Origin of the sequence: Mycetocola reblochoni REB411, from assembly GCF_900163835.1 — a bacterium.
GTDB classification, from domain to species: domain Bacteria; phylum Actinomycetota; class Actinomycetes; order Actinomycetales; family Microbacteriaceae; genus Mycetocola_B; species Mycetocola_B reblochoni.
Window position 1 is genome coordinate 1 of record NZ_FUKR01000040.1, and the last position, 18,769, is coordinate 18,769.

Annotated in this window: 17 protein-coding genes and 1 riboswitch; of the genes, 3 read left to right on the forward strand and 14 right to left on the reverse strand. The window is 69.8% G+C overall.

The features are described 5' to 3' along the window. From FM119_RS13605 to FM119_RS07540, 6 genes are all read right to left on the reverse strand, one after another. On the reverse strand, window positions 1-661 hold a 661-nt coding region (locus FM119_RS13605; RefSeq protein WP_143822649.1), incomplete at its 3' end, for a TetR/AcrR family transcriptional regulator. Between the two features lie 174 nt (window positions 662-835). Continuing rightward, window positions 836-1,942 carry a substrate-binding domain-containing protein gene (locus FM119_RS07520; protein ID WP_087137066.1) on the reverse strand — a complete coding sequence of 369 codons (1,107 nt, stop codon included), beginning with the start codon at window positions 1,940-1,942 and terminating at the stop codon, window positions 836-838. 42 nt (window positions 1,943-1,984) lie between these two features. Next, window positions 1,985-3,292, reverse strand: coding sequence for a multiple monosaccharide ABC transporter permease (mmsB, locus tag FM119_RS07525; RefSeq protein WP_218778737.1), 1,308 nt, complete (start codon window positions 3,290-3,292; stop codon window positions 1,985-1,987). A 5-nt stretch (window positions 3,293-3,297) separates the two neighbouring features. Next, window positions 3,298-4,851, reverse strand: a complete 1,554-nt coding sequence (gene mmsA / locus FM119_RS07530; protein WP_087137068.1) for a multiple monosaccharide ABC transporter ATP-binding protein — start codon at window positions 4,849-4,851, stop codon at window positions 3,298-3,300. A gap of 311 nt (window positions 4,852-5,162) precedes the next feature. Beyond that, window positions 5,163-6,212, reverse strand: coding sequence for a LacI family DNA-binding transcriptional regulator (locus tag FM119_RS07535; protein ID WP_087137078.1), 1,050 nt, complete (start codon window positions 6,210-6,212; stop codon window positions 5,163-5,165). A 52-nt stretch (window positions 6,213-6,264) separates the two neighbouring features. Next, entirely contained in the window at window positions 6,265-7,185 is a 921-nt protein-coding gene (locus tag FM119_RS07540; RefSeq protein WP_087137069.1) for a helix-turn-helix domain-containing protein, read from the reverse strand. 83 nt (window positions 7,186-7,268) lie between these two features. Between FM119_RS07540 and FM119_RS13895 the strand changes: the two genes are divergently transcribed. Beyond that, window positions 7,269-7,433: a hypothetical protein gene (locus tag FM119_RS13895; RefSeq protein ID WP_179205253.1), complete on the forward strand. Its 165-nt coding sequence runs from the start codon at window positions 7,269-7,271 to the stop codon at window positions 7,431-7,433. A 63-nt stretch (window positions 7,434-7,496) separates the two neighbouring features. On the opposite strand, the gene FM119_RS07545 is transcribed toward FM119_RS13895, so the two are convergent. Next, the gene (locus FM119_RS07545) at window positions 7,497-8,378 is read right to left on the reverse strand and encodes a bifunctional methylenetetrahydrofolate dehydrogenase/methenyltetrahydrofolate cyclohydrolase (protein WP_087137070.1); all 882 of its coding nucleotides are present in this window, start codon (window positions 8,376-8,378) and stop codon (window positions 7,497-7,499) included. Between the two features lies 1 nt (window position 8,379). Then, window positions 8,380-9,651, reverse strand: a complete 1,272-nt coding sequence (gene glyA, locus FM119_RS07550) for a serine hydroxymethyltransferase (RefSeq protein ID WP_087137071.1) — start codon at window positions 9,649-9,651, stop codon at window positions 8,380-8,382. 43 nt (window positions 9,652-9,694) lie between these two features. Then, window positions 9,695-9,801, reverse strand: a riboswitch (ZMP/ZTP riboswitch). 348 nt (window positions 9,802-10,149) lie between these two features. Between glyA and FM119_RS07555 the strand changes: the two genes are divergently transcribed. Next, window positions 10,150-11,196 carry a hypothetical protein gene (locus tag FM119_RS07555; protein WP_087137072.1) on the forward strand — a complete coding sequence of 349 codons (1,047 nt, stop codon included), beginning with the start codon at window positions 10,150-10,152 and terminating at the stop codon, window positions 11,194-11,196. Window positions 11,197-11,233: 37 nt separating this feature from the next. On the opposite strand, the gene mnhG is transcribed toward FM119_RS07555, so the two are convergent. The 6 genes from mnhG to FM119_RS07585 are packed head-to-tail and all read right to left on the reverse strand — an operon-like array spanning window position 11,234 to window position 17,585. Further along, entirely contained in the window at window positions 11,234-11,656 is a 423-nt protein-coding gene (gene mnhG / locus FM119_RS07560) for a monovalent cation/H(+) antiporter subunit G (RefSeq protein WP_087137073.1), read from the reverse strand. After that, window positions 11,653-11,934: an MrpF/PhaF family protein gene (locus FM119_RS07565; RefSeq protein ID WP_338065669.1), complete on the reverse strand. Its 282-nt coding sequence runs from the start codon at window positions 11,932-11,934 to the stop codon at window positions 11,653-11,655. Before FM119_RS07565 ends, mnhG begins: the two co-directional genes overlap by 4 nt. Beyond that, window positions 11,931-12,527, reverse strand: coding sequence for a Na+/H+ antiporter subunit E (locus tag FM119_RS07570; protein WP_087137074.1), 597 nt, complete (start codon window positions 12,525-12,527; stop codon window positions 11,931-11,933). Before FM119_RS07570 ends, FM119_RS07565 begins: the two co-directional genes overlap by 4 nt. After that, entirely contained in the window at window positions 12,524-14,134 is a 1,611-nt protein-coding gene (locus FM119_RS07575; protein WP_087137075.1) for a Na+/H+ antiporter subunit D, read from the reverse strand. Before FM119_RS07575 ends, FM119_RS07570 begins: the two co-directional genes overlap by 4 nt. After that, a complete protein-coding gene (locus FM119_RS07580) occupies window positions 14,131-14,679 on the reverse strand; it encodes a Na(+)/H(+) antiporter subunit C (protein ID WP_087137076.1) in 549 nt (182 codons plus the stop codon). Before FM119_RS07580 ends, FM119_RS07575 begins: the two co-directional genes overlap by 4 nt. After that, entirely contained in the window at window positions 14,676-17,585 is a 2,910-nt protein-coding gene (locus FM119_RS07585; RefSeq protein WP_087137077.1) for a Na+/H+ antiporter subunit A, read from the reverse strand. Before FM119_RS07585 ends, FM119_RS07580 begins: the two co-directional genes overlap by 4 nt. Before the next feature lie 250 nt (window positions 17,586-17,835). Between FM119_RS07585 and FM119_RS07590 the strand changes: the two genes are divergently transcribed. After that, the coding region (locus FM119_RS07590; protein WP_143822650.1) for a sigma-70 family RNA polymerase sigma factor at window positions 17,836-18,769 on the forward strand (934 nt) is incomplete at its 3' end.

Consider the following 18,769-nt stretch of genomic DNA (forward strand, 5'->3'; position numbering starts at 1 on the left):
TTCGCGGGGAGGGTGGCGGGGAGGATGGCGGGTCGGTGGCGAGAACGGCCCGGAAGCCGTCGATGGTCGAGCGGAGGGTGTCGGCCACGACGTCCCCGGCGGAACGCGAGGCGTCGACGCCTCCGGCGAACAGCGAGGACATCGTGGTGCTCATCGCGATGCTGATCAGCTCCACGCACGCCCGGGGCCTGGGGTCGTCCTCCGGCACGTCCTCGCGCCGGGCGATCAGGGACGCCAGCACCTCGTCCCGTGCGCGGTTGAGTCCCATGAACCGCACGAGCAGCCGCGGCTCGCGTTCGAGCGCCGCGTGGAAGTCGGCGTGCTCGGCGAGCCCGAGCCCCATCTCGGCCGCGTGCTCCCCGGCGATGTCGATGACGTCGTCGAACACGGCGCCCCAGCCGCGGGAGCCGCGCTCGAGGAACCGGGCCGCCAGGCGTTCGCCTCGCTCCGTCTCGTCGATGCCGAGGACGGCGTCCTCCTTGCCGGGGAAGTAGTTGAAGAAGGTCCGGCGGGCGATGCCGACCTCGTCGCAGAGCTCGTCGATCGTGAAGCCGGCCAGCCCCCTGGCCGCGGTGAGCCGGCGGGAGACAGTGGTGATCCGCGCGGCGGTCGCGGCCATGCGGGCGGAGAGCCCCGTCGGCGAATCTGCACTCTTACTCACGGAGTGCAGTTTTGCACTATCGCCACCACAGTGCAAATCCCGGTTCCCGGCTGGCGGGCCCGCTCCGGCATGACCACCCCGGGACGAGCACTCCGGCAGGACCACGCCCCGAAACGAGGAATCGGACCCGCCCACGAGGGACGGGCCCGATTCCTCGGACGGCGGCGGGAGCCGCTACTCGACGAGCTTGGACAGCGTCGGGTCGTTGGCGTAGGCCTCCGCCGCGTTGTCCTTCGTCACGATCTGCGGGGGCAGCAGGAAGGCGGGGACCACCTTGCTTCCGTTGTCGTAGTCGTCGGTGTTGTTCACCTCGACCTCGTCACCGGCCTGCAGCGCCTTCACCGTGTCGATCGTCTGGGTCACCAGCGCCCTGGTGTCCTTGTTGATCGTGGAGTACTGCTCGCCGGCCATGATCGACTTGACCGACTCCACCTCGGAGTCCTGACCGGTGACGACGGGGATGTCCTTGCCCGCGCCCTTCACCGAGGTGATGATCGCCCTGGCGAGGGTGTCGTTCGGCGAGAGCACGCCGTCGAGCTCGGTGTCCCCGTTGTAGGTGCTCGTCAGCAGCGAGTCCATGCGACGCTGGGCGTTCTCCGGCTTCCAGCCGTCGGTCGCGGTCTGCTTGAGCGAGGTCTGGCCGGAGCCGACGACCACGTCACCGGAGTCGATGGCCGGCTGCAGCACGCTCATGGCGCCGTCGAAGAACACGGAGGAGTTGGCGTCGTCCGGCGAGCCGGAGAACAGCTCGATCGTGTACGGGCCGTCGCCCTTCTGTGCCTCCATGCCGTCCAGCAGCGCCTGGCCCTGGAGCTCGCCGACCTCGTAGTTGTCGTAGGCAACGTAGTAGTCGACGGCGTCGGTGTTGAGGATCAGGCGGTCGTAGGCGATGACCGTCGCCCCGGCCTCCTTGGCCGCCTCGACCTGGGTGCTCAGCTGCCCGCCGTCGGCCGCGCCGATGACGATGACCTTCGCGCCCTTGGTGACCATGGACTGGATCTGGGCCTGCTGGTCGGCGACCGGGCTGCCCGCGGCGGCGTACTGGACGTCTGCCTTGAAGCCGGCCTCGGTGAGGCCGTCGGTGAACAGGTCTCCGGCGAGCACCCAGTTCTCGCTCGTCTTCGCCGGGAGGGCGACGCCGATGAGCGATCCGGCCTCGAAGCCGGCCGCACCCTCGGTGCTGTCCGAGCCAGCACTGTCGCCGCCGCGGCTGGAGCAGCCGGCCAGGACGAGGGCGCCCGCGGCCGCGAGGGCCACCGATGCAATCAGTTTCTTGCGCATGTGAGTCACTTTCTCTTGGTGTGTCGGGCTGATCGGCTCTGATCAGTCCTTGGCGGGTGCGCCCGTCTCCGCTGATGCGGTCGCGGACGGGGCGGCGCCCGACGTCGGTGTGGTTGCGGCGACGGAGGCGTTGCCCCCGCGCTTGGAGGTGAAGATCCCGATGATGGAGAAGCGGTTCTGCTTCTTGTTGTAGACGTCGATGGCGACGGCGACCAGCAGCACGAGGCCCTTGACGATCTGGACGGTGTCCGCACCGGCACCCATGAGCTGCAGGCCGTTGTTGAGGAACGCCATGACCAGACCACCGATGATCGACCCGATCACGGTGCCCACGCCGCCGGCGACGGCCGCACCACCGATGAAGACGGAGGCGATCGCGTCCAGCTCCCAGCCGGTGCCGTCGTTGGGTCCGGAGGCGCCCGCCCTGGCCACGTAGATCATGCCCGCCAGCGCCGCGAGGATCGACATGTTCATCATGACGAAGAAGTTGATCCGCTTGGAGTTCACACCGCTGAGCTCCGCCGCCCGGGAGTTTCCGCCGACGGCGTAGACGTGACGGCCGAAGACGGTCCTCCTGGTGATGAAGGAGTACACGATGACGAGCACGACCAGGATGAGGCCGGAGATCGGGAAGCTCGTGCCGACGCGGCCTCCCGCGAACAGCAGGGTGGCGACAACGACGATGCCGACCAGCAGCGCGACGCGGATGCCCGCGACCCACGCCGGGGCGATCTCCGAGCCCATCTGCCGCTGCACGGCGCGGGAGCGGAGCTCGCGCCAGATGATCGTCACGATCGCGATGAGTCCGATCAGAAGGGTCAGGTTGTTGTATCCGGTCTCCGGCCCGACCTCGGGCAGGAAGCCCGACCCGATCGCGCGGAAGCCGTCGGGGACGGGCACCGTGTTGCCGTTGCCGATGAAGACCTGGCCGCCGCGGAAGAGCATCATCCCCGCGAGGGTCACGATGAACGCGGGGACGCCGACGTAGGCGACCCAGAACCCCTGCCCGGCGCCGATCGCGGCGCCGACGACGATGCCGAAGACGATGGCGAGCGGCCAGGGCAGGTTGAACTCGGCCATCGCCCTGGCGACGACGACGCCGGTGATCGCGGCGACGGACCCGACCGACAGGTCGATGTGCCCGGCGATGATGACCATGACCATGCCGATCGCGAGGATGAGGATGTACGAGTACTGGCTCACCACCGCGATGAGGTTCGTCGACGAGAGCGTCAGCCCCCCGGTCAGCCACTGGAACAGCGCGACGATGAGGATCAGGCTGAACAGGATGCCGAACTGGCGGAGCTTGGAGGTGTTGCCCGTGCCGAAGATCTTCTTCAGATCGGAGATGCCGCTCATGCTGCTGTCACTTTCTGTGCGGAGGAGGTCATGGACTTCATGAGCGCCTCGGGTGTGGCCGTCGCGGCGGAGTACTCCCCCGTGATGGCGCCCTCGAAGATGGTGTAGATCCGGTCGGAGAGCCCGAGCAGTTCCGGCAGCTCGGAGGAGATCAGGACGATGCCCTTGCCCTGCGCGGCGAGCTCCTGGATGATCCCGTAGATCTCGAACTTGGCCCCGACGTCGATGCCGCGGGTGGGCTCGTCGAGGATGAGCAGGTCCGGCTCGGTGAACATCCACTTGGCCAGGACGACCTTCTGCTGGTTCCCGCCGGAGAGGGTGTCGACGCCGCTCTCGACGCTCGCGGTCTTGATGCGCAGCTTGCGGCGGTACTCCTCGGCGACGTCGTGCTCGCGGTACTCGTCGACGACGTTCGCCCGGGAGATCCGTTCGGGCTTGGCGGAGACGATGGAGCGTTTGATGTCGTCGAGCAGGTTGAGCCCGAGCGCTTTGCGGTCCTCGCTGACGTAGGCGAGGCCGTTGTCGATGGCCTCGTGGACGGTGCGCAGCTGCACCTGCTTGCCGTCCTTGACGATCGTGCCCGAGCGGTAGGCCCCGTACGACCGGCCGAACAGGCTCATCGCCAGCTCGGTGCGCCCCGCGCCCACCAGCCCGGCCAGCCCGACGATCTCGCCGCGGCGGACGGTGAAGCTCTCGTTCTTGCAGACCATGCGCTCGGCGGAGACCGGGTGCTGCACGGTCCAGCCGTTGACCTCGAAGAACACCTCCCCGATCTCGGGGACGCGGTCGGGGAAGCGGGACTGCAGGCTGCGCCCGACCATGCCGCGGATGATTCGGTCCTCGTTGACGCCGTCCCTGACGACGTTGAGCGTCTCGATGGCGCGGCCGTCGCGGATGATGGTGATCGAGTCGGCGACCTGCTCGATCTCGTTGAGCTTGTGGGAGATGATGATCGAGCTGACGCCCTTGCCCTTGAGCCCCCGCAGCAGGTCGAGCAGGTGCTGGGAGTCGGACTCGTTGAGCGCCGCGGTCGGCTCGTCCAGGATGAGCAGCTTCACCCGCTTCGACAGCGCCTTGGCGATCTCGACGAGCTGCTGCTTGCCGACGCCGATGTCCTTGATGAGGGTGTCGGGATCCTCGTCCAGGCCGACCCTGGCCAGCAGCTCGCGCGCCTCGCGCTGGGCGCCCTTCCAGTCGATCGACCCGAAACGGGTGGTCGGCTCGTTGCCGAGGAAGATGTTCTCGGTGATGCTGAGCTCGGGGATGAGCGCGAGCTCCTGGTGGATGATGACGATCCCCGCGGCCTCGCTCGCCCTGATGTCCTTGAACCGCACCTCCTCGCCCCGGTAGGTGATCGTGCCGCTGTAGCTGCCGTAGGGGTAGACGCCGGAGAGCACCTTCATGAGCGTCGACTTGCCCGCGCCGTTCTCGCCGCAGATCGCGTGGATCTCGTCGATGCCGACGCTGAGTGAGACGTCCGCGAGGGCTTTGACGCCGGGGAATTCCTTGGTGATCGAGTCCATCTGCAGGATGGGGGCGGTGGCGCTCATCGGGTGGTCCCCGTTGCCTGCTCAGCGCCGCTGCTGTGCATCGCGTGCATTGCTGCCTTTCTTCGACTTCGTCGTCGGGGAGCATCGTTGCTCCGAGTAAATGTGACCGTTCACATTTATAGCGTCAACCTAGGACTGTCACGCGGCCGTGTCAACTCCACGTGGAGAACCCGCGACCGAACCGTGACCGTCCGCCGCCGGCGGCCGGAGGAGGGCGCGAACGCGACGGGGCGAACGCCCCACCAGGACCATCGCGACAGGGCCGGCCGCAGCGTCGGCCGGTGCGGTGGCGACAGGGGCGGCACCGACCGTCACGACAGGGGCCGGGACGCCCACCAGCCCGCGTCCGTCGGCGGCGCCGTCGAGCCGCGGACCTCGAGCGTGGGCTCGAGCAGGATCGCGCCGCTCGGCGCGCCGGAGACGATCTCCGCCAGCGCCGCCTCGACCACCCGCTCACCCACGGCGACGAAGTCCTGCCGCACCGTCGTCAGCCCCGGCGGGATGTGCGCTGCCTCGGGGATGTCGTCGAAGCCGACCACGCTGATCCGCGCGGGGACGTCGGCCCCCGCCTCCCTGAAGGCGTGGAGGAGCCCGATGGCGACCTGGTCGTTGATGGCCACGATCCCGGTGAAGCGGCGCCCCCTGAGCAGGTCCCGCCCGGCCAGGTAGCCGAAGTCGGCGGAGAGCTCGCCGAGGATCGGCGGGGTCACCTCGAGCTCCGCCTCGCCGAGCTCGAACAGGTACCCCTGCATGCGCTCCTCCGCCTCGATCCAGTCCTGCGGACCGCCGACGTGGACGATCTCCTTGTGCCCCAGGTCGATGAGGTGCCGCGTCGCCAGACGTGAGCCGAGGAACTGGTCCACGGCGACGTTGCTCGCGCCCTCCCTCCGGCTCGAGTCAAGCGCGAGCACGGGGACGCGCGCCTCGACCCCGGCGAGGGCGCGATAGACCTCGGTACGCGGGGCGAGCACGATAAGCGCCTCCACGTCGAGGGCGAGCAGCCGCTCGATCGCCGAGTCGACGGCGCCCCTCTCCCCCGAGGTCGACACCAGGACCAGCTGGTAGCCGGCCTGGCGGGCCGTCCGCTCCATGGCGATCTGCATGGTCTGCGGGCCGTAGTGGGCGTTCTGATGCGTCGAGAGGACGCCGATCAGCCCGCTGCGCCTGGTGACCAGCGCACGGGCGGCGCTGTTGGGCCGGTAGCCGGTCGCCTTGATCGCGTCGAGGACGGACTGCCGCGTGGACTCCCGAATGCGATCGCTGCCGTTGAGCACGCGCGAGACCGTCTGGTGGGACACACCGGCGCGGGCAGCGACGTCCCTGATGTTGGGGGCACGCCCCGCTCCGGTCTGCTTCTTCATCGAACCCCGCCCGAAATCACCGATGAGAACGGTCACATCTCATCCGAGCCAACTATACGTTCCCCCTCGGCGGCCCCGCCGGGCCGCGCCCGCCGAGGGGGACGCCGCGCGCCACCAGGTCGCTGCGAAAACGCTGCGGGGTCACCCCGACCTCGCGGCGGAAGGCCGAGACGAAGTTCGTCGGCTCACTGAAACCGAGCTCGGTGGCGATCGACGCGACCGTGGCCGAGGAGTCGACGAGCAGGCGCCTGGCCTCGAGCATCGTCCGCTCGAGGAGGAGGGCCTTCACCGTCTTCCCGGTCAACCGCTGACAGGCGCGGTTGAGCGTGCGTGCCGAGTACCCGAGGACGGCGGCATAGTCCTCGACGCGCCGCGTCGTGCGGAACCGCTCGTTGATCGCCAGCCTCACTGCGGCGAGCAGGTGTGCCGACTCGGCGTCGTGCGGGGCCTCGTCCAGGCGCGAGCGGCGTTCGAGCTCGAGCAGCAGGGTGGTCACGCGCGAGCGGACGAGCTCGTCGTGCTGCGCGTCGATGTCGGCGCTGAGGGCGTCGAGGAAGTCCGCGAGCCTGGCCTGCTCCTGCCGGCCGACCGCCCAGGACACCCGCTCGGGCGGTCGCGCCTCGAGCCGATCGGCCGCCTCCGCGATCAGCAGCGCGTCGCGGCGCACGAGCAGGGCCACGACGCTCAGCGACGGATCGGGGACCACCCGCTGCACCTGGTCCGGCATCGCCCAGCTGACGGTGCCCGGCGCGCACGCATGCCAGTCGAAATCGATCACATGATGACCCTGCCCCTCTCGCGTGAGCAGCACGGTGTGAAAGTCGACGCGGTGGGGAACGACCATCGGCGGCGGCCACTCCCCCGTCGTTCCCCCGATTCTGAGCATCTCGGCGAAGCGGGATCCGGTGCCGCGCGGCTGGAACCGAAGCGACTTCACCCGAACGCCGCCCGACGCTTGTCCAGAATTCATCATGATGGGTCCGTTTCGGATCGTGACCGGCAGCCCGGGTGCTGCCCATACTATTCAGGCACCGAACCCCCGCAGATTGGCATCACGTGTCCACACCCCACCTCATCCCCTCCCCCGCGGCGACCACCCGTTGCTGGAGCAGCCGCGGGAGCGAGCATCACACCGACGCCTCCTCGCGCCCTCCGATCGGCCTGCTCCTGCAGGACGGCGTCCTCGCCGCGCACTCCCGGCACAGCGGCACGCACGGCTGATGCGAGCGCTGGCCCCGCGGAACGTTCTCCACGGGGCCAGAACTCGGCGACGAGCGGGCGGTGTCAGACGCCAGCGCGCTCCGCAGCTAGGACGACGTTCTCCAGCAGCAGCGCCCGCGTCATGGGTCCGACGCCGCCGGGGTTGGGCGACAGCCAGCCGGCCACCTCGGCCACGGCCGGGTCGACGTCGCCCGCGAGCTTGGCCCGTCCCGATTCGGTCGTTCCCACCCGGGTCACGCCGACGTCGAGCACGGCCGCGCCCGGCTTGACCCACTCCGGCTTCACCAGGTGCGGCACGCCGACGGCGGCCACGACGATGTCCGCGCGGCTGACCTGCTCGGCCAGGTCGGGGGTACGCGAGTGCGTGAGGGTGACGGTGGCGTCCAGGCCCTTGCGGGTCAGCAGCAGGCCCAGCGGCCGGCCGACGGTCAGCCCCCTGCCGATCACGGTGACGTGGGAGCCCGAGATGGCGACGTCGTTGCGCAGCAGCAGCTGCACGATCCCCGCCGGGGTGCACGGCAGCGGCGTGCGCATCGGTCCGGAGACGTTGGCCACGAGGGCGCCGAGGTTCATCGGGTGCAGCCCGTCCGCGTCCTTCGCCGGATCGATGAGCTCGAGCATCGCGTTCTCGTCGACACCGTCGGGCAGCGGCAGTTGGACGATGTACCCGGTGACGGCGGGGTTCGCGTTGAGCTCAGCGATGGCCGCCCTGATGTCCGCCTCACCCGCGTCGGCGGGCAGCTCCACCTGGATCGACTCGATGCCGACCTCGGCGCAGTCGCGGTGCTTCCCCGTGACGTAGGAGCGCGACGCGGGGTTGTCGCCGACGAGCAGCGTCCCGAGCCCGGGGACCACGCCCCGCGACCTGAGCACGGCGACGCGCTCACGCAGCTCCGCCTTGATGGCGCCCGATGCGGCCAGGCCGTCCAGTCTGATCGCCGACACGCTACTGGGCCAGACCGGGGTAGAGCGGGAAGCGCTCGGTCAGCGCGGCCACGCGCTGCCGCAGGCCGGGGACGTCCGCGCCCGGCCGGAGCGCCAGCGCGATGATGTCGGCGACCTCGGTGAACTCGGCGTCCCCGAAACCACGGGTCGCCAGCGCGGGGGTGCCGATCCGGAGACCGGAGGTCACCATCGGCGGGCGCGGGTCGAACGGCACCGAGTTGCGGTTGACGGTGATCCCGACCGAGTGGAGGACGTCCTCGGCCTGCTGACCGTCGAGGGGCGAGGTGCGCAAGTCGGCGAGCACGAGGTGGACGTCGGTCCCGCCGGTGAGCACGTCGACGCCGGCCGCCCGCGAGTCGTCCGAGGTCAGCCGCTCGGCCAGGATGCGCGCACCGCTGATCGTGCGCGCCTGCCTGTCGGCGAACTCGTCGGTGGCGGCCAGCTTGAACGCGGTCGCCTTGGCCGCGATCACGTGCATGAGCGGCCCGCCCTGCTGACCGGGGAACACGTTCGAGTTGAGCTTCTTTGCCAGCTCGGTGTCGCGGCTGACGATGAAGCCCGAGCGCGGTCCGCCGATGGTCTTGTGCACCGTCGAGGACACCACGTCGGCGTAGGGGACGGGCGAGGGGTGCAGCCCCGCGGCGACCAGCCCGGCGAAGTGCGCCATGTCGACCCAGAGCGTGGCGCCGACCTCGTCCGCGATGTCCCGGAAGGCCTGGAAGTCCAGATGACGGGGGTACGCCGACCAGCCGGCGATGATGACCTTCGGCTTGTGCGCGAGGGCTTTGTCGCGCACGACGTTCATGTCGACGAGGAAGGTCTCGGGGTCGACCCCGTAGGAGACGGCGTCGTAGAGCTTGCCGGAAAAGTTGAGCTTCATGCCGTGCGTCAGGTGGCCGCCGTGGGCGAGCTCGAGGCCGAGGATGGTGTCGCCAGGGGTCGCGATCGCGGAGAGGACCGCGGCGTTCGCCGAGGCGCCGGAGTGGGGCTGGACGTTGGCGTATGCGGCCCCGAAGAGGCTCTTCGCCCGCTCGATGGCGAGCGACTCGGCGACGTCGACGAACTCGCATCCGCCGTAGTAACGGCGTCCGGGGTAGCCCTCGGCGTACTTGTTGGTGAGCACCGAGCCCTGCGACTGCAGGACCGAGACGGGGACGAAGTTCTCGCTCGCGATCATCTCGAGGTAGTCGCGCTGGCGACCGAGCTCCTGCTCGAGAACGGCGGCGATCTCCGGATCGACCTCGGACAGGGGGGCGTTGAAGGTGTCGGTCACGACGGGGCTCCTTACGACAGCGGCGGATGGGCAGAATCGAATCCGTATCGGCCCAGGCGTGCGGCCGAATCCGTGTCAGTCGCTCCCCGATGGTGACCATCTTGGGCGGGGTGCGCGGACCCCGCTTCTACGCCAGTTGCGACACGGTTCAGCGTAGCAGCACGGGGTCGCGTTCCGTAGCCCCGTCGTCGTCCGCGGCGGCCCCCGATCGGTGCGCGGCGAGGGCGGACGAACGACGTCCTCGCCGCTTCCTCCACAGAACACTCGATCGTCAGGATGGTTCGGCGGAGCGGTGGCTATCGTCGCCGCCACAACCCGTTGAGCGGTCGATGACCGCCTCGTCCCACCGCGGAAGACGGCGCGCGCACCCAGGCGCGATCGGCGCCGCGGACATGACTCCCGCCGTGAACCCGCACGGCGCACTCTCGTGCCTGACGAGTCGACTCGACGTGCCCCCGCGCCAGCGAGCAACCATCAACAGGGAAGGAAACACCCACTATGACGATGTTCCGTCACACCCGAACAGCACGCCGCGCACCGCTGACCGGAGCGGTGCTCGGCGGTGCGCTCGCCGTGACCGCGCTCTGCGCCGTCCCGGCCGTGCAGGCCGCACCGCTTCTCGAGCGCGGCACGACCGACGCCCCGGTCACCGTGGTCGACCGGTCGGGCTCCGCCACCGCTCCCGACGCCGACGCCTTCGTGACCGACAGTCACAGCGAGCACGACAGCGACAGCGGCCCGGAGAGCAGCGCGAGCACGAGCGCCGACAGCAGTGTCCGCACGCCGCCCTCCGGTGCCCCCTGGCTCGACCCGCGAGCGTGGATCGATGCGCAGGACGACGCGAGCTCCGAGGACGCCGACGACTCGACGCCCTCCCCCTCCGCTGACGACAGCGTCCCCACCGATGACACCGAGGCCGGGCCGGAGTCAGGTGCGCCCGAGGCGAGCGACTCGGAGTCGTCGGAGTCGGAGTCCTCGGACTCGGAGTCGGCAGAGTCCGAGTCGTCAGAATCTGACCCGTCCACGTCCGACGAGGCCGACACGACCGCTGACGACGCGGCCCGCGGCGCGATCGCCGCGAGCGAGAAGACCGCATGGACCGAGGCGACCGCCGCCGGCGACGACGGCACGAAGGTCGCGGAGCGCTACGTTCGGGCGCTTGCGGACAAGGCGGAGGTGAGCATCACCTGGCAGGACACGGTGAACGGCTACGGCGGCGACAACGGTTATGGTGGCCAGGCCAGGGCTCTCGGCGTCGGAGAGGGCGTCGACGCCGAGGTGACGTTGAGCAACTCGATCGCCGACGACATCACCAGCGTCGACGCCGCGCGCACGGTCGCGGCGCACGAGGCGTCGCACGTCCGGGCGGGCCAGTCGCAGGAGTGCGCCGACCTCGCGAACGGCGGCGGCCCCTTCGCCGGCGAGCAGCAGCCGCAGGAGATCTTCGCCCAGGCGATGACGGAGCAGATGGGGCGCGGTCAGCTCGACGTCTACGAGAAGGCCGACACGGCTCAGATCGAGGCGGTCGCCGAGGCGGGCTGCTAAGTCCTCAGGGTCATCACGCGGGGCGTCCGCCGACGGATCAGTCGGTCGGGCGCCCCGCGCTCGCGTCGTCGGGGCCCGTGCCGTCGCCGCGGCCCGGGGCGGCACCCGCACTCGCCTCGTCCCCCGACGCCATCCGCACGGCCAGGTCGTCGCGGATGAGCGACTCGGGGCGGAACCGGCCCGAGCGGTAGGCGGCACGGGACACCAGATGGGCCGAGACGGGCGCGGTCAGCGCCTGGAACACGATGATCGCCACGGCCATGGTGATGGTCCCGATCCCGGGCGAGGACAGCACGATGTCGAAGCAGATCACGATGAGACCGAAGATCTGCGGCTTAGTGGCCGCGTGCAGCCGGGCCAGCACGTCGGGGAAGCGCAGCAGACCCACGCCGGCGGCGAAGCACATCAGCGCTCCGAAGAAGACGAGGACGAGGGTGACGGTGTCGGCGAAGTCGGTCATGCGTCGTCCTGGTTCGCGAGGAAGCGCGCCGCGCTGATCGACCCGACGACGGCGAACATCGCCAGGACCAGCAGCACGGGCAGGGTGTGGGTGTGGTGGTTGATCGCCATCTCGGCGCCGAGCGCGCACATGACGGTGGCGATGAGCACGTCGGTGGCGACGACCCTGTCCAGCAGGGCCGGCCCGACGATGATGCGGTACACGGCCGCCACCGCTCCCGCGGTGAACAGCGCGCAGATGAGGACGATCATGGTCATCCCGAAGACGGTGTCGGTCACCGCTGGCCTCCCTTCCGAGCCGCCGCCCGCGCCGCCCGCTCCTCGCGGGCGCGGCTCCTGGCGTCGGCCGCCTCACTCGGCGAGCCGACCGCGAGCAGCATGCGCCTTTCGACGGCGAGCACCTGTCGCACCAACTTGTCGATGTCCTGCTCGTTCGACATGTCGATCGCGTGGATGTACAGCGTCGAGGTCTCCCTGTCCTGGTCGACGATGATCGAGCCGGGGACGATGGAGACCGCCTCGGCCGTCCACGCGAGGATGAGGTCGGACCGGGTGTGCAGCTGAACCGCGATGATCGCGTTGCTCGTCTGGAACCCCGGCCGAATGACCATCCAGGTGATGTGCATCGAGGCGATCATGATGTCCCAGAGGATCCGGAGCAGGAACACCACCAGCCGGAACACGTTCACCCGGCCGGACAGCTCGACGGCCGGCAGGTAGAAGAACACCGACACCAGCAGGCCGAGGATCAGCCCTGTGAGCACGGTCAGGGCGCTGAAGCTCCCCCAGATCAGGCACCACAGCAGCGCGAGGCCGATCAGGAGGACGATGTAGCTGGCGACGCGCCTGCGCCGTGAGGAGACCGTGGTCATGGGGCGCTCCCTTCGAGCTCGGGCAGACCGTTCGGGAAGACCAGCTCCGTGTAGTTCGCCGGGTCGGACAGATCAGCCGCGGTGCGCGCCGCGTAGTCGTACAGCGGGCCGGCGAACACGGTCAGCGCGAGCGTGAGCCCGACCATCCCCGTCGCCGAGACGTACATCAGCGCGCTGTTCTCCTTGGTGTCGACCGCGCCGTCGTCCTCGGGGCTCTCGCTCAGCGAGTCGAGCAGCGGGGACTCGTAGCCGTCGTCGACCTCCTCCTTGCGACGCCAGAACGCCATGTTCCAGACGCGCACCAGCGTGTAGAGCGTCAGAAGCGAGGTGACGATGCCGGCGACGATGAGCACGTAGCTCAGCGGCGTGCCCAGGTCGACGCCGGCCCTGAACAGACCGATCTTGCCGAGGAAGCCGGAGAACGGCGGAATCCCGCCAAGGTTCATCGCCCCGATGAAGAACAACCCGGCGACGAAGGGCGCCGCCTTCATCATCCCGCCGAGGCGCGACAGCGAGGTCGTCCCGCCGAGGCGCGACAGCGAGGTCGTCCCGCCGATGCGCTCGACGAGCCCGGTGATGAGGAACAGCGTCGTCTGGACGATGATGTGGTGGATCACGTAGTAGACGGTCGCCGTCATCCCCAGCTCGGAGCTGATCGCGACACCGAAGATCAGGTAGCCGATGTGGCTGACCAGCGTGAACGACAGCAGCCGTTTGATGTCGGCCTGGGCCACCGCGCCGAGGATGCCGACGACGAGCGTGAGCAGGGCGACGATCATCAACGGGGTCTGCAGAGGGACGTCACGGAACATCACGCTGTCGGTGCGGATGATCGCGTAGACGCCGACCTTGGTCAGCAGCCCGGCGAACACGGCGGTGACCGGGGCGGGCGCGGTCGGGTAGGAGTCCGGCAGCCAGAAGGACAGCGGGAACACCGCGGCCTTGACCGCGAAGCCCATCAGCAGCGCGATGCACAGCACCACCTGAACGCCCATGGGCAGCTCGGCCACGCGCTCGCCGACCAGGGCGATCGTCACGGTGCCGGTCGCCCCGTAGACGAACGCGATGGCGGCGAGGAACAGCAGCGAGGAGATGAGACTGACGACGATGTAGGTCACGCCCGCCTTGATCCGCGCGCCGGTGCCGCCGAGCGTGAGCAGCACGTAGCTGGCCGCCAGGAGCATCTCGAAGCCGACGTAGAGGTTGAACAGGTCTCCCGCCACGAAGGCGTTGAACAGGCCGGCCGCCAGGATGAGGTACGCGGGGTGGAAGATCGACGTCGGCGTCTCGGCGTCGCCGTCCGCGATCCCCTGCCCCGTGGCGAACACGAGGACGCCGAGGAGCATCAACGCCGACACGAGAAGCATGACGGCGGAGAGCCGGTCGACGACGAGGACGATGCCCCACGGCGGCTCCCAGCCGCCCAGGTTGACCGAGATGGCGCCCTGAGTATCGACGAGGACGAGCAGCACCGCGCTGATCACGACGACCGCGCTCAGGCCGATGGTGCTGATGAGCACCTGGAGCCGGCGGCGACGGCCGACGACGAGCGTCAGGGCCGCGGCGATGAGCGGGATGATGACGACGAGGGGGACCAGCGCGTTCACTTCTCGTCTCCCGTCGTGTCCGTGCCCTGGCCTCTGCCGGCGGCCTTGGCCCGCTTCTTCTCCGACGCGGCGGCGGCCGCACGGGAGTTGTCGTTGTCGTCGTCCGCGTGCTCGTCGCTCTCGTCGAGCGCACGCTGGATGGCGGCGTCGTCGTCGTCGACCGAGCGGAAGACGGCCTCGGTCTGCTCCTCGGTCTCGCCCGCGTGCTCGTCGGGCAGGACGTCGCCCTGGTCGCCGAGCCTGGCCAGCCACCAGCTGCGGTAGATGAGGGCGAGGATGAACGCCGTCACGCCGAAGTTGATGACGATCGCCGTGAGGATGAAGGCCTGCGGAAGCGGGTCGGCCATGCCATCGGCGCTGAGGTCGTCGCCGACCAGCGGCGGCTTCCCCGGCTCCCCGCTCATCAGGAAGATGAGGATGTTGGTCGCGTTGCCGACCAGGAGGAACCCGATGAGCAGCCGGGTGAGGCTGCGCTCGAGCATGACGTAGACGCCGACACCGTAGAGCACGGCCATGAGGATCACGAGGGTGAGCGAGGCGGTCATCGGGCTGCTCCCTTCGTGCTGCCGGTGAATTCGTCGGAGCTGCCGACGTCGTTGTTGTCCTGGTCGGTGTCGATCTGCGCTCCGAGGCTCCGGAGGATGTCGAGGATCAGGCCGACCACGACCAGGTAGACGCCGACGTCGAAGATCGTCGACGTCCCGAAGGACACGTAGCCGAGGACGGGGAGCTCGGTGCTGAAGTACGCCGACTGCAGCGCCTCACCGCCGAAGACGAGCGCCCCTGCGGCGGTGCCGACGGCGAGGATGAGGCCCGTCCCGAGGACCTTGCCCGGGCCGATCGGCACGGCCTCGGCCAGCTCGTACTTGCCCGCGGCGAGGTAACGGAACACGAGCGCCAGCCCGGCGAGCAGGCCGCCGGCGAAGCCGCCCCCCGGCTCGTTGTGCCCGGCGAAGAGCAGGTAGATGGACACGACGATCGCGGGGTGGAACAGCAGCCGCACGACGACCTCGATGAGCAGCGAGCGGTTGGACACGGTCAGCGTTCGCCCGCCGATCAGCCAGGCCTGACGGGGCCCGCGGTTCGCCGCATCGGAGACGTGCGGGTCCGGGGGCACGGCCCGCCGGTCCAGGCGGGAGCGCCGGGCGCCGGGGACGCGCTTGAGGTCGACGTTGCGCGTGCGGACGAAGAGCAGGCTGGCGATGCCGGTGGCGACGACGACGAGGACGGCGATCTCGCCCATCGTGTCCCACGCCCTGATGTCGACGAGCATCACGTTGACGATGTTCCTGCCGTGCCCGCCCTCGTATGCCAGTCGCGGCATCTCGGCGGTGATGGGCGCGTGCTGTCGGGCGCCGAGGGCGATCAGGCCCACCGCACCGGTCACCACGGCGACCGACGACGCGATGATCGCCCTCCGCACCTTCTTGCCCGGCTCACGCTCGGCATACATGCGGGCGGGGAGCCGGCGCATGACGAGGATGAACACCACCAGGGTGATCGTCTCGACGAGGGCCTGGGTGAGCGCCAGGTCGGGGGCGCCGTGGAAGGCGAAGAGCGCGACGAGGCCGAAACCGGTGACACCGACGAGCAGCACGGCGGCCATCCGCCTGCGCGCCCTGGCCGCGCCGAGCGCGGCGACGATCATGATGATGGCGATGACCGGCTGGACCGGGTAGTCCCACGCCCGGAAGCTGTCGGGCCACACCCGGCCGAGGCAGGCGGCGGCGCCGACGCTGAGGACGAACACCGACAGGATCGTCCCGACGTACTGCGGCAGTCCGCCGCGCTGGGCGAAGATCGTGACCTTGGCGGCGAAGCGGTCGATGCCGGTGATGATCTTCCAGTAGCCGCGGGCGGCATCGAAGGTGTCCGGTACCCGGTCCTGGGCCCGTGCGACGCCCGCGCGCCAGCGGAACAGCAGCAGCCCGACGGCGATGACGAGGGCGGACAGGCCAAGCGCGGGGGTGAAGCCGTGCCAGAGTGCCAGGTGCTCGTGCGTCTGGCCGATCGTCTCGGCGTAGGGCGTCACCATGTGGTCGACCACGGGGGCCGCGAAGCCGAGGACCAGGGTGAGCACGGCGAGGACGCCGGGCGCGAGGAGGATGCTCTGCGGGCCGTGGTGCACCTCGCAGCGCACGTGTCGCTTGCGGGTCGCGAACGCGCCCCAGAAGAAGCGGACGCTGTAGGCGACGGTCAGGACGGAGCCGAGCGTCACGCCGACCAGCGCGACCCAGCCGGCGGGGTCGCCCGCGGCGGCCCCCTCGATGAGGGAGGCGAACACGCTCTCCTTCGCCACGAAGCCGAGCGTGGGCGGCAGCCCGGCCATCGACGCCACGGCGATCGCGCTGATCGTCGCCAGGACGGGCGCGCGCTTGCCGAGCCCCGACAGCTGGCGCCAGTCGCGCGTGCCGGTGTCGTGGTCGATGATGCCGACCACGAGGAACAGCGTGGCCTTGTACAGGGCGTGCGCGAGGAGCAGCGCCAGCCCCGCCTGCGCGCTCTCCGGCGTGCCGTAGGACATGACGATGGTGAGGAAGCCGAGCTGGGAGACGGTGCCGTAGGCGAGCACGAGCTTGAGGTCGTACTGCCGCAGGGAGCGCCAGGCGCCGAGCAGCATCGTCCAGGCGCCGAAGCCGACCAGGACCGCGTGCCACCCGGGGACGTCGGAGAACTCCGGCGCGAGCCTGGCCACCAGGTAGATGCCCGCCTTGACCATCGCGGCGGCGTGCAGATACGCACTGACGGGGGTGGGCGCGGCCATCGCGGCTGGCAGCCAGAAGTGGAAGGGGACGAGGGCACTCTTGGACAGTGCGCCGACGAGCATGAGCAGGACGGCCGCCGTCGTGGCCGGGCCGCTGAGCCCGGAGTCGAGGATGACGGAGAGCGAGCTGCTGCCGGCCTGCACGGAGATCATCACGACGCCGATGAGCATCACCAGCCCGCCGAGGGTGGTCACCAGCAGCGCCTGCAGCGCGGCACCCCTGCTCTCCCGGCGACCGGTGTAGTGACCGATCAGCAGGTAGGAGAGGACGCTCGTGATCTCCCAGAAGATGAACATCATCATGATGTCGTCGGCGGTGACCAGTCCGAACATCGTCCCCGCGAAGGCGAAGAGCGTGGCCGCGAAGCGGCCGAGCCCCGGCTCGGTGTCGGTGAAGTAGCGGCGGCAGTACAGCAGGACGAGCGCTCCGACGCCCGTGACCACCAGGGACAGGACCCAGGCCAGCGCATCCATGCGGAACAGCAGCGAGAGGTCGAGCATCGGGATCCAGGGCAGCTCCTCGACGACCGCGCCGCCGGCGAGGACGCTCGGCCCCAGAGTGAGCGTGTAGACGAACGCCGCGGCGGGCACGAGAGCGATGACGGGGAAGACACGGGTCCCCCACCGTTTTCCGAGCGCGGGGATCAGCAGTGACGCGACGAAGAAAACAGTGAGGAATACGATCATGCGGGTCCCAATACGAGTGGCTCGGCAAGTACGTTAAAACTATCAGCTTGACGCTAAGGATTCTCGCTCAGTGGTGAAATTCCTCACATTTCGTCTGTGAACCGCCGTCCATGAACCCCGTTCAGGGGGCGAATCTTGAGGATTCGTCGGGATCGGGCGATACTGACGTCTAACCCCTGAACATCTTCCGACGCCACTCCCCCGCCCGCGCCAGGAACCGTCTCTGGCCCCCCGGCCACGGAGAACCTCCATGCCCCTGTCCCGCTCCGCCATCCGCAGCGATGAGGCGCTCGTCGCCGCGAGCCGCCGCGACGACTCCACGGCCTACGCCGAGCTGTGGTCGCGGCACTACGCCGCCGGGATGACCGTCGCGCGATCGTCGAGCTCGACGATCGACCCGGAGGACCTCGTCCAGGAGGCCTTCACGCGCATCTACCGCGCGCTGCTCGCTGGCGGCGGGCCGCGCGGAGCGTTCCGCCCGTACCTGTTCACGACCGTCAGGAACACCGCCGCGAGCTGGGGCAGCGCGCGCAAGGACTCCGCCGTCGACATGCTCGACATGCTCGAGGACCCGCGGAGCACGGAGGAGGCCAGCGCGAGCGCGCTCGACCAGAGCCTCACGGTCCGCGCGTTCCGCACCCTCCCCACCCGCTGGCAGGAGGTGCTCTGGTACGGCGAGGTCGAGGGGCTCAGCCCCGCTCGGATCGCGCCCCTGCTGGGGATGAGGGCCAACGCGGTCGCCGCACTCGCCTATCGCGCGCGGGAGGGACTGCGGCAGGCGTGGATCCAGGCGCACATCGCCGAGGTCCCTGCCGACTCGGCCTGCCACTGGACGATCTCCCGGGTCGGCAAGTACGCCAGGGGAAAGCTGAACGGGACCGAGCTGACGGCCTTCAACGCCCACCTGGTCGACTGTGCCCGCTGCACCCTCGTCGCGGAGGAGGCCAGCCACGTCTCGTCGCGGATCGCGCTGGTGCTGCTTCCGATCACGGTCGGTGTCGGCGGGTCGGGGGCCTACCTCGCGTGGACGCAAGCCGCTGGCGGCACCGCCGCCGCCGCGCTGCCGCCGGCTGTCACTGCAGCTCACGGCGGTGGCCTGGCCGCGGCCGGGGGCACCGGCACGGCGCTCTCAGGCACCGGAACCGGGGCCGGGGCCGTGGCCCTCGGGGGGACCGCCGGCGTGG

What these genes read in the sequence shown, in the direction of transcription:
- FM119_RS07520 (WP_087137066.1), bottom strand. Translation starts at nt 1,942, where the DNA reads ATGCGCAAGAAACTGATTGCATCGGTGGCCCTCGCGGCCGCGGGCGCC.
- mmsA (WP_087137068.1), bottom strand. Translation starts at nt 4,851, where the DNA reads ATGAGCGCCACCGCCCCCATCCTGCAGATGGACTCGATCACCAAGGAA.
- FM119_RS07535 (WP_087137078.1), bottom strand. Translation starts at nt 6,212, where the DNA reads ATGAAGAAGCAGACCGGAGCGGGGCGTGCCCCCAACATCAGGGACGTC.
- FM119_RS07540 (WP_087137069.1), bottom strand. Translation starts at nt 7,185, where the DNA reads ATGATGAATTCTGGACAAGCGTCGGGCGGCGTTCGGGTGAAGTCGCTT.
- FM119_RS07555 (WP_087137072.1), top strand. Translation starts at nt 10,150, where the DNA reads ATGACGATGTTCCGTCACACCCGAACAGCACGCCGCGCACCGCTGACC.
- mnhG (WP_087137073.1), bottom strand. Translation starts at nt 11,656, where the DNA reads ATGACCGACTTCGCCGACACCGTCACCCTCGTCCTCGTCTTCTTCGGA.
- FM119_RS07570 (WP_087137074.1), bottom strand. Translation starts at nt 12,527, where the DNA reads ATGACCACGGTCTCCTCACGGCGCAGGCGCGTCGCCAGCTACATCGTC.
- FM119_RS07580 (WP_087137076.1), bottom strand. Translation starts at nt 14,679, where the DNA reads ATGACCGCCTCGCTCACCCTCGTGATCCTCATGGCCGTGCTCTACGGT.
- FM119_RS07585 (WP_087137077.1), bottom strand. Translation starts at nt 17,585, where the DNA reads ATGATCGTATTCCTCACTGTTTTCTTCGTCGCGTCACTGCTGATCCCC.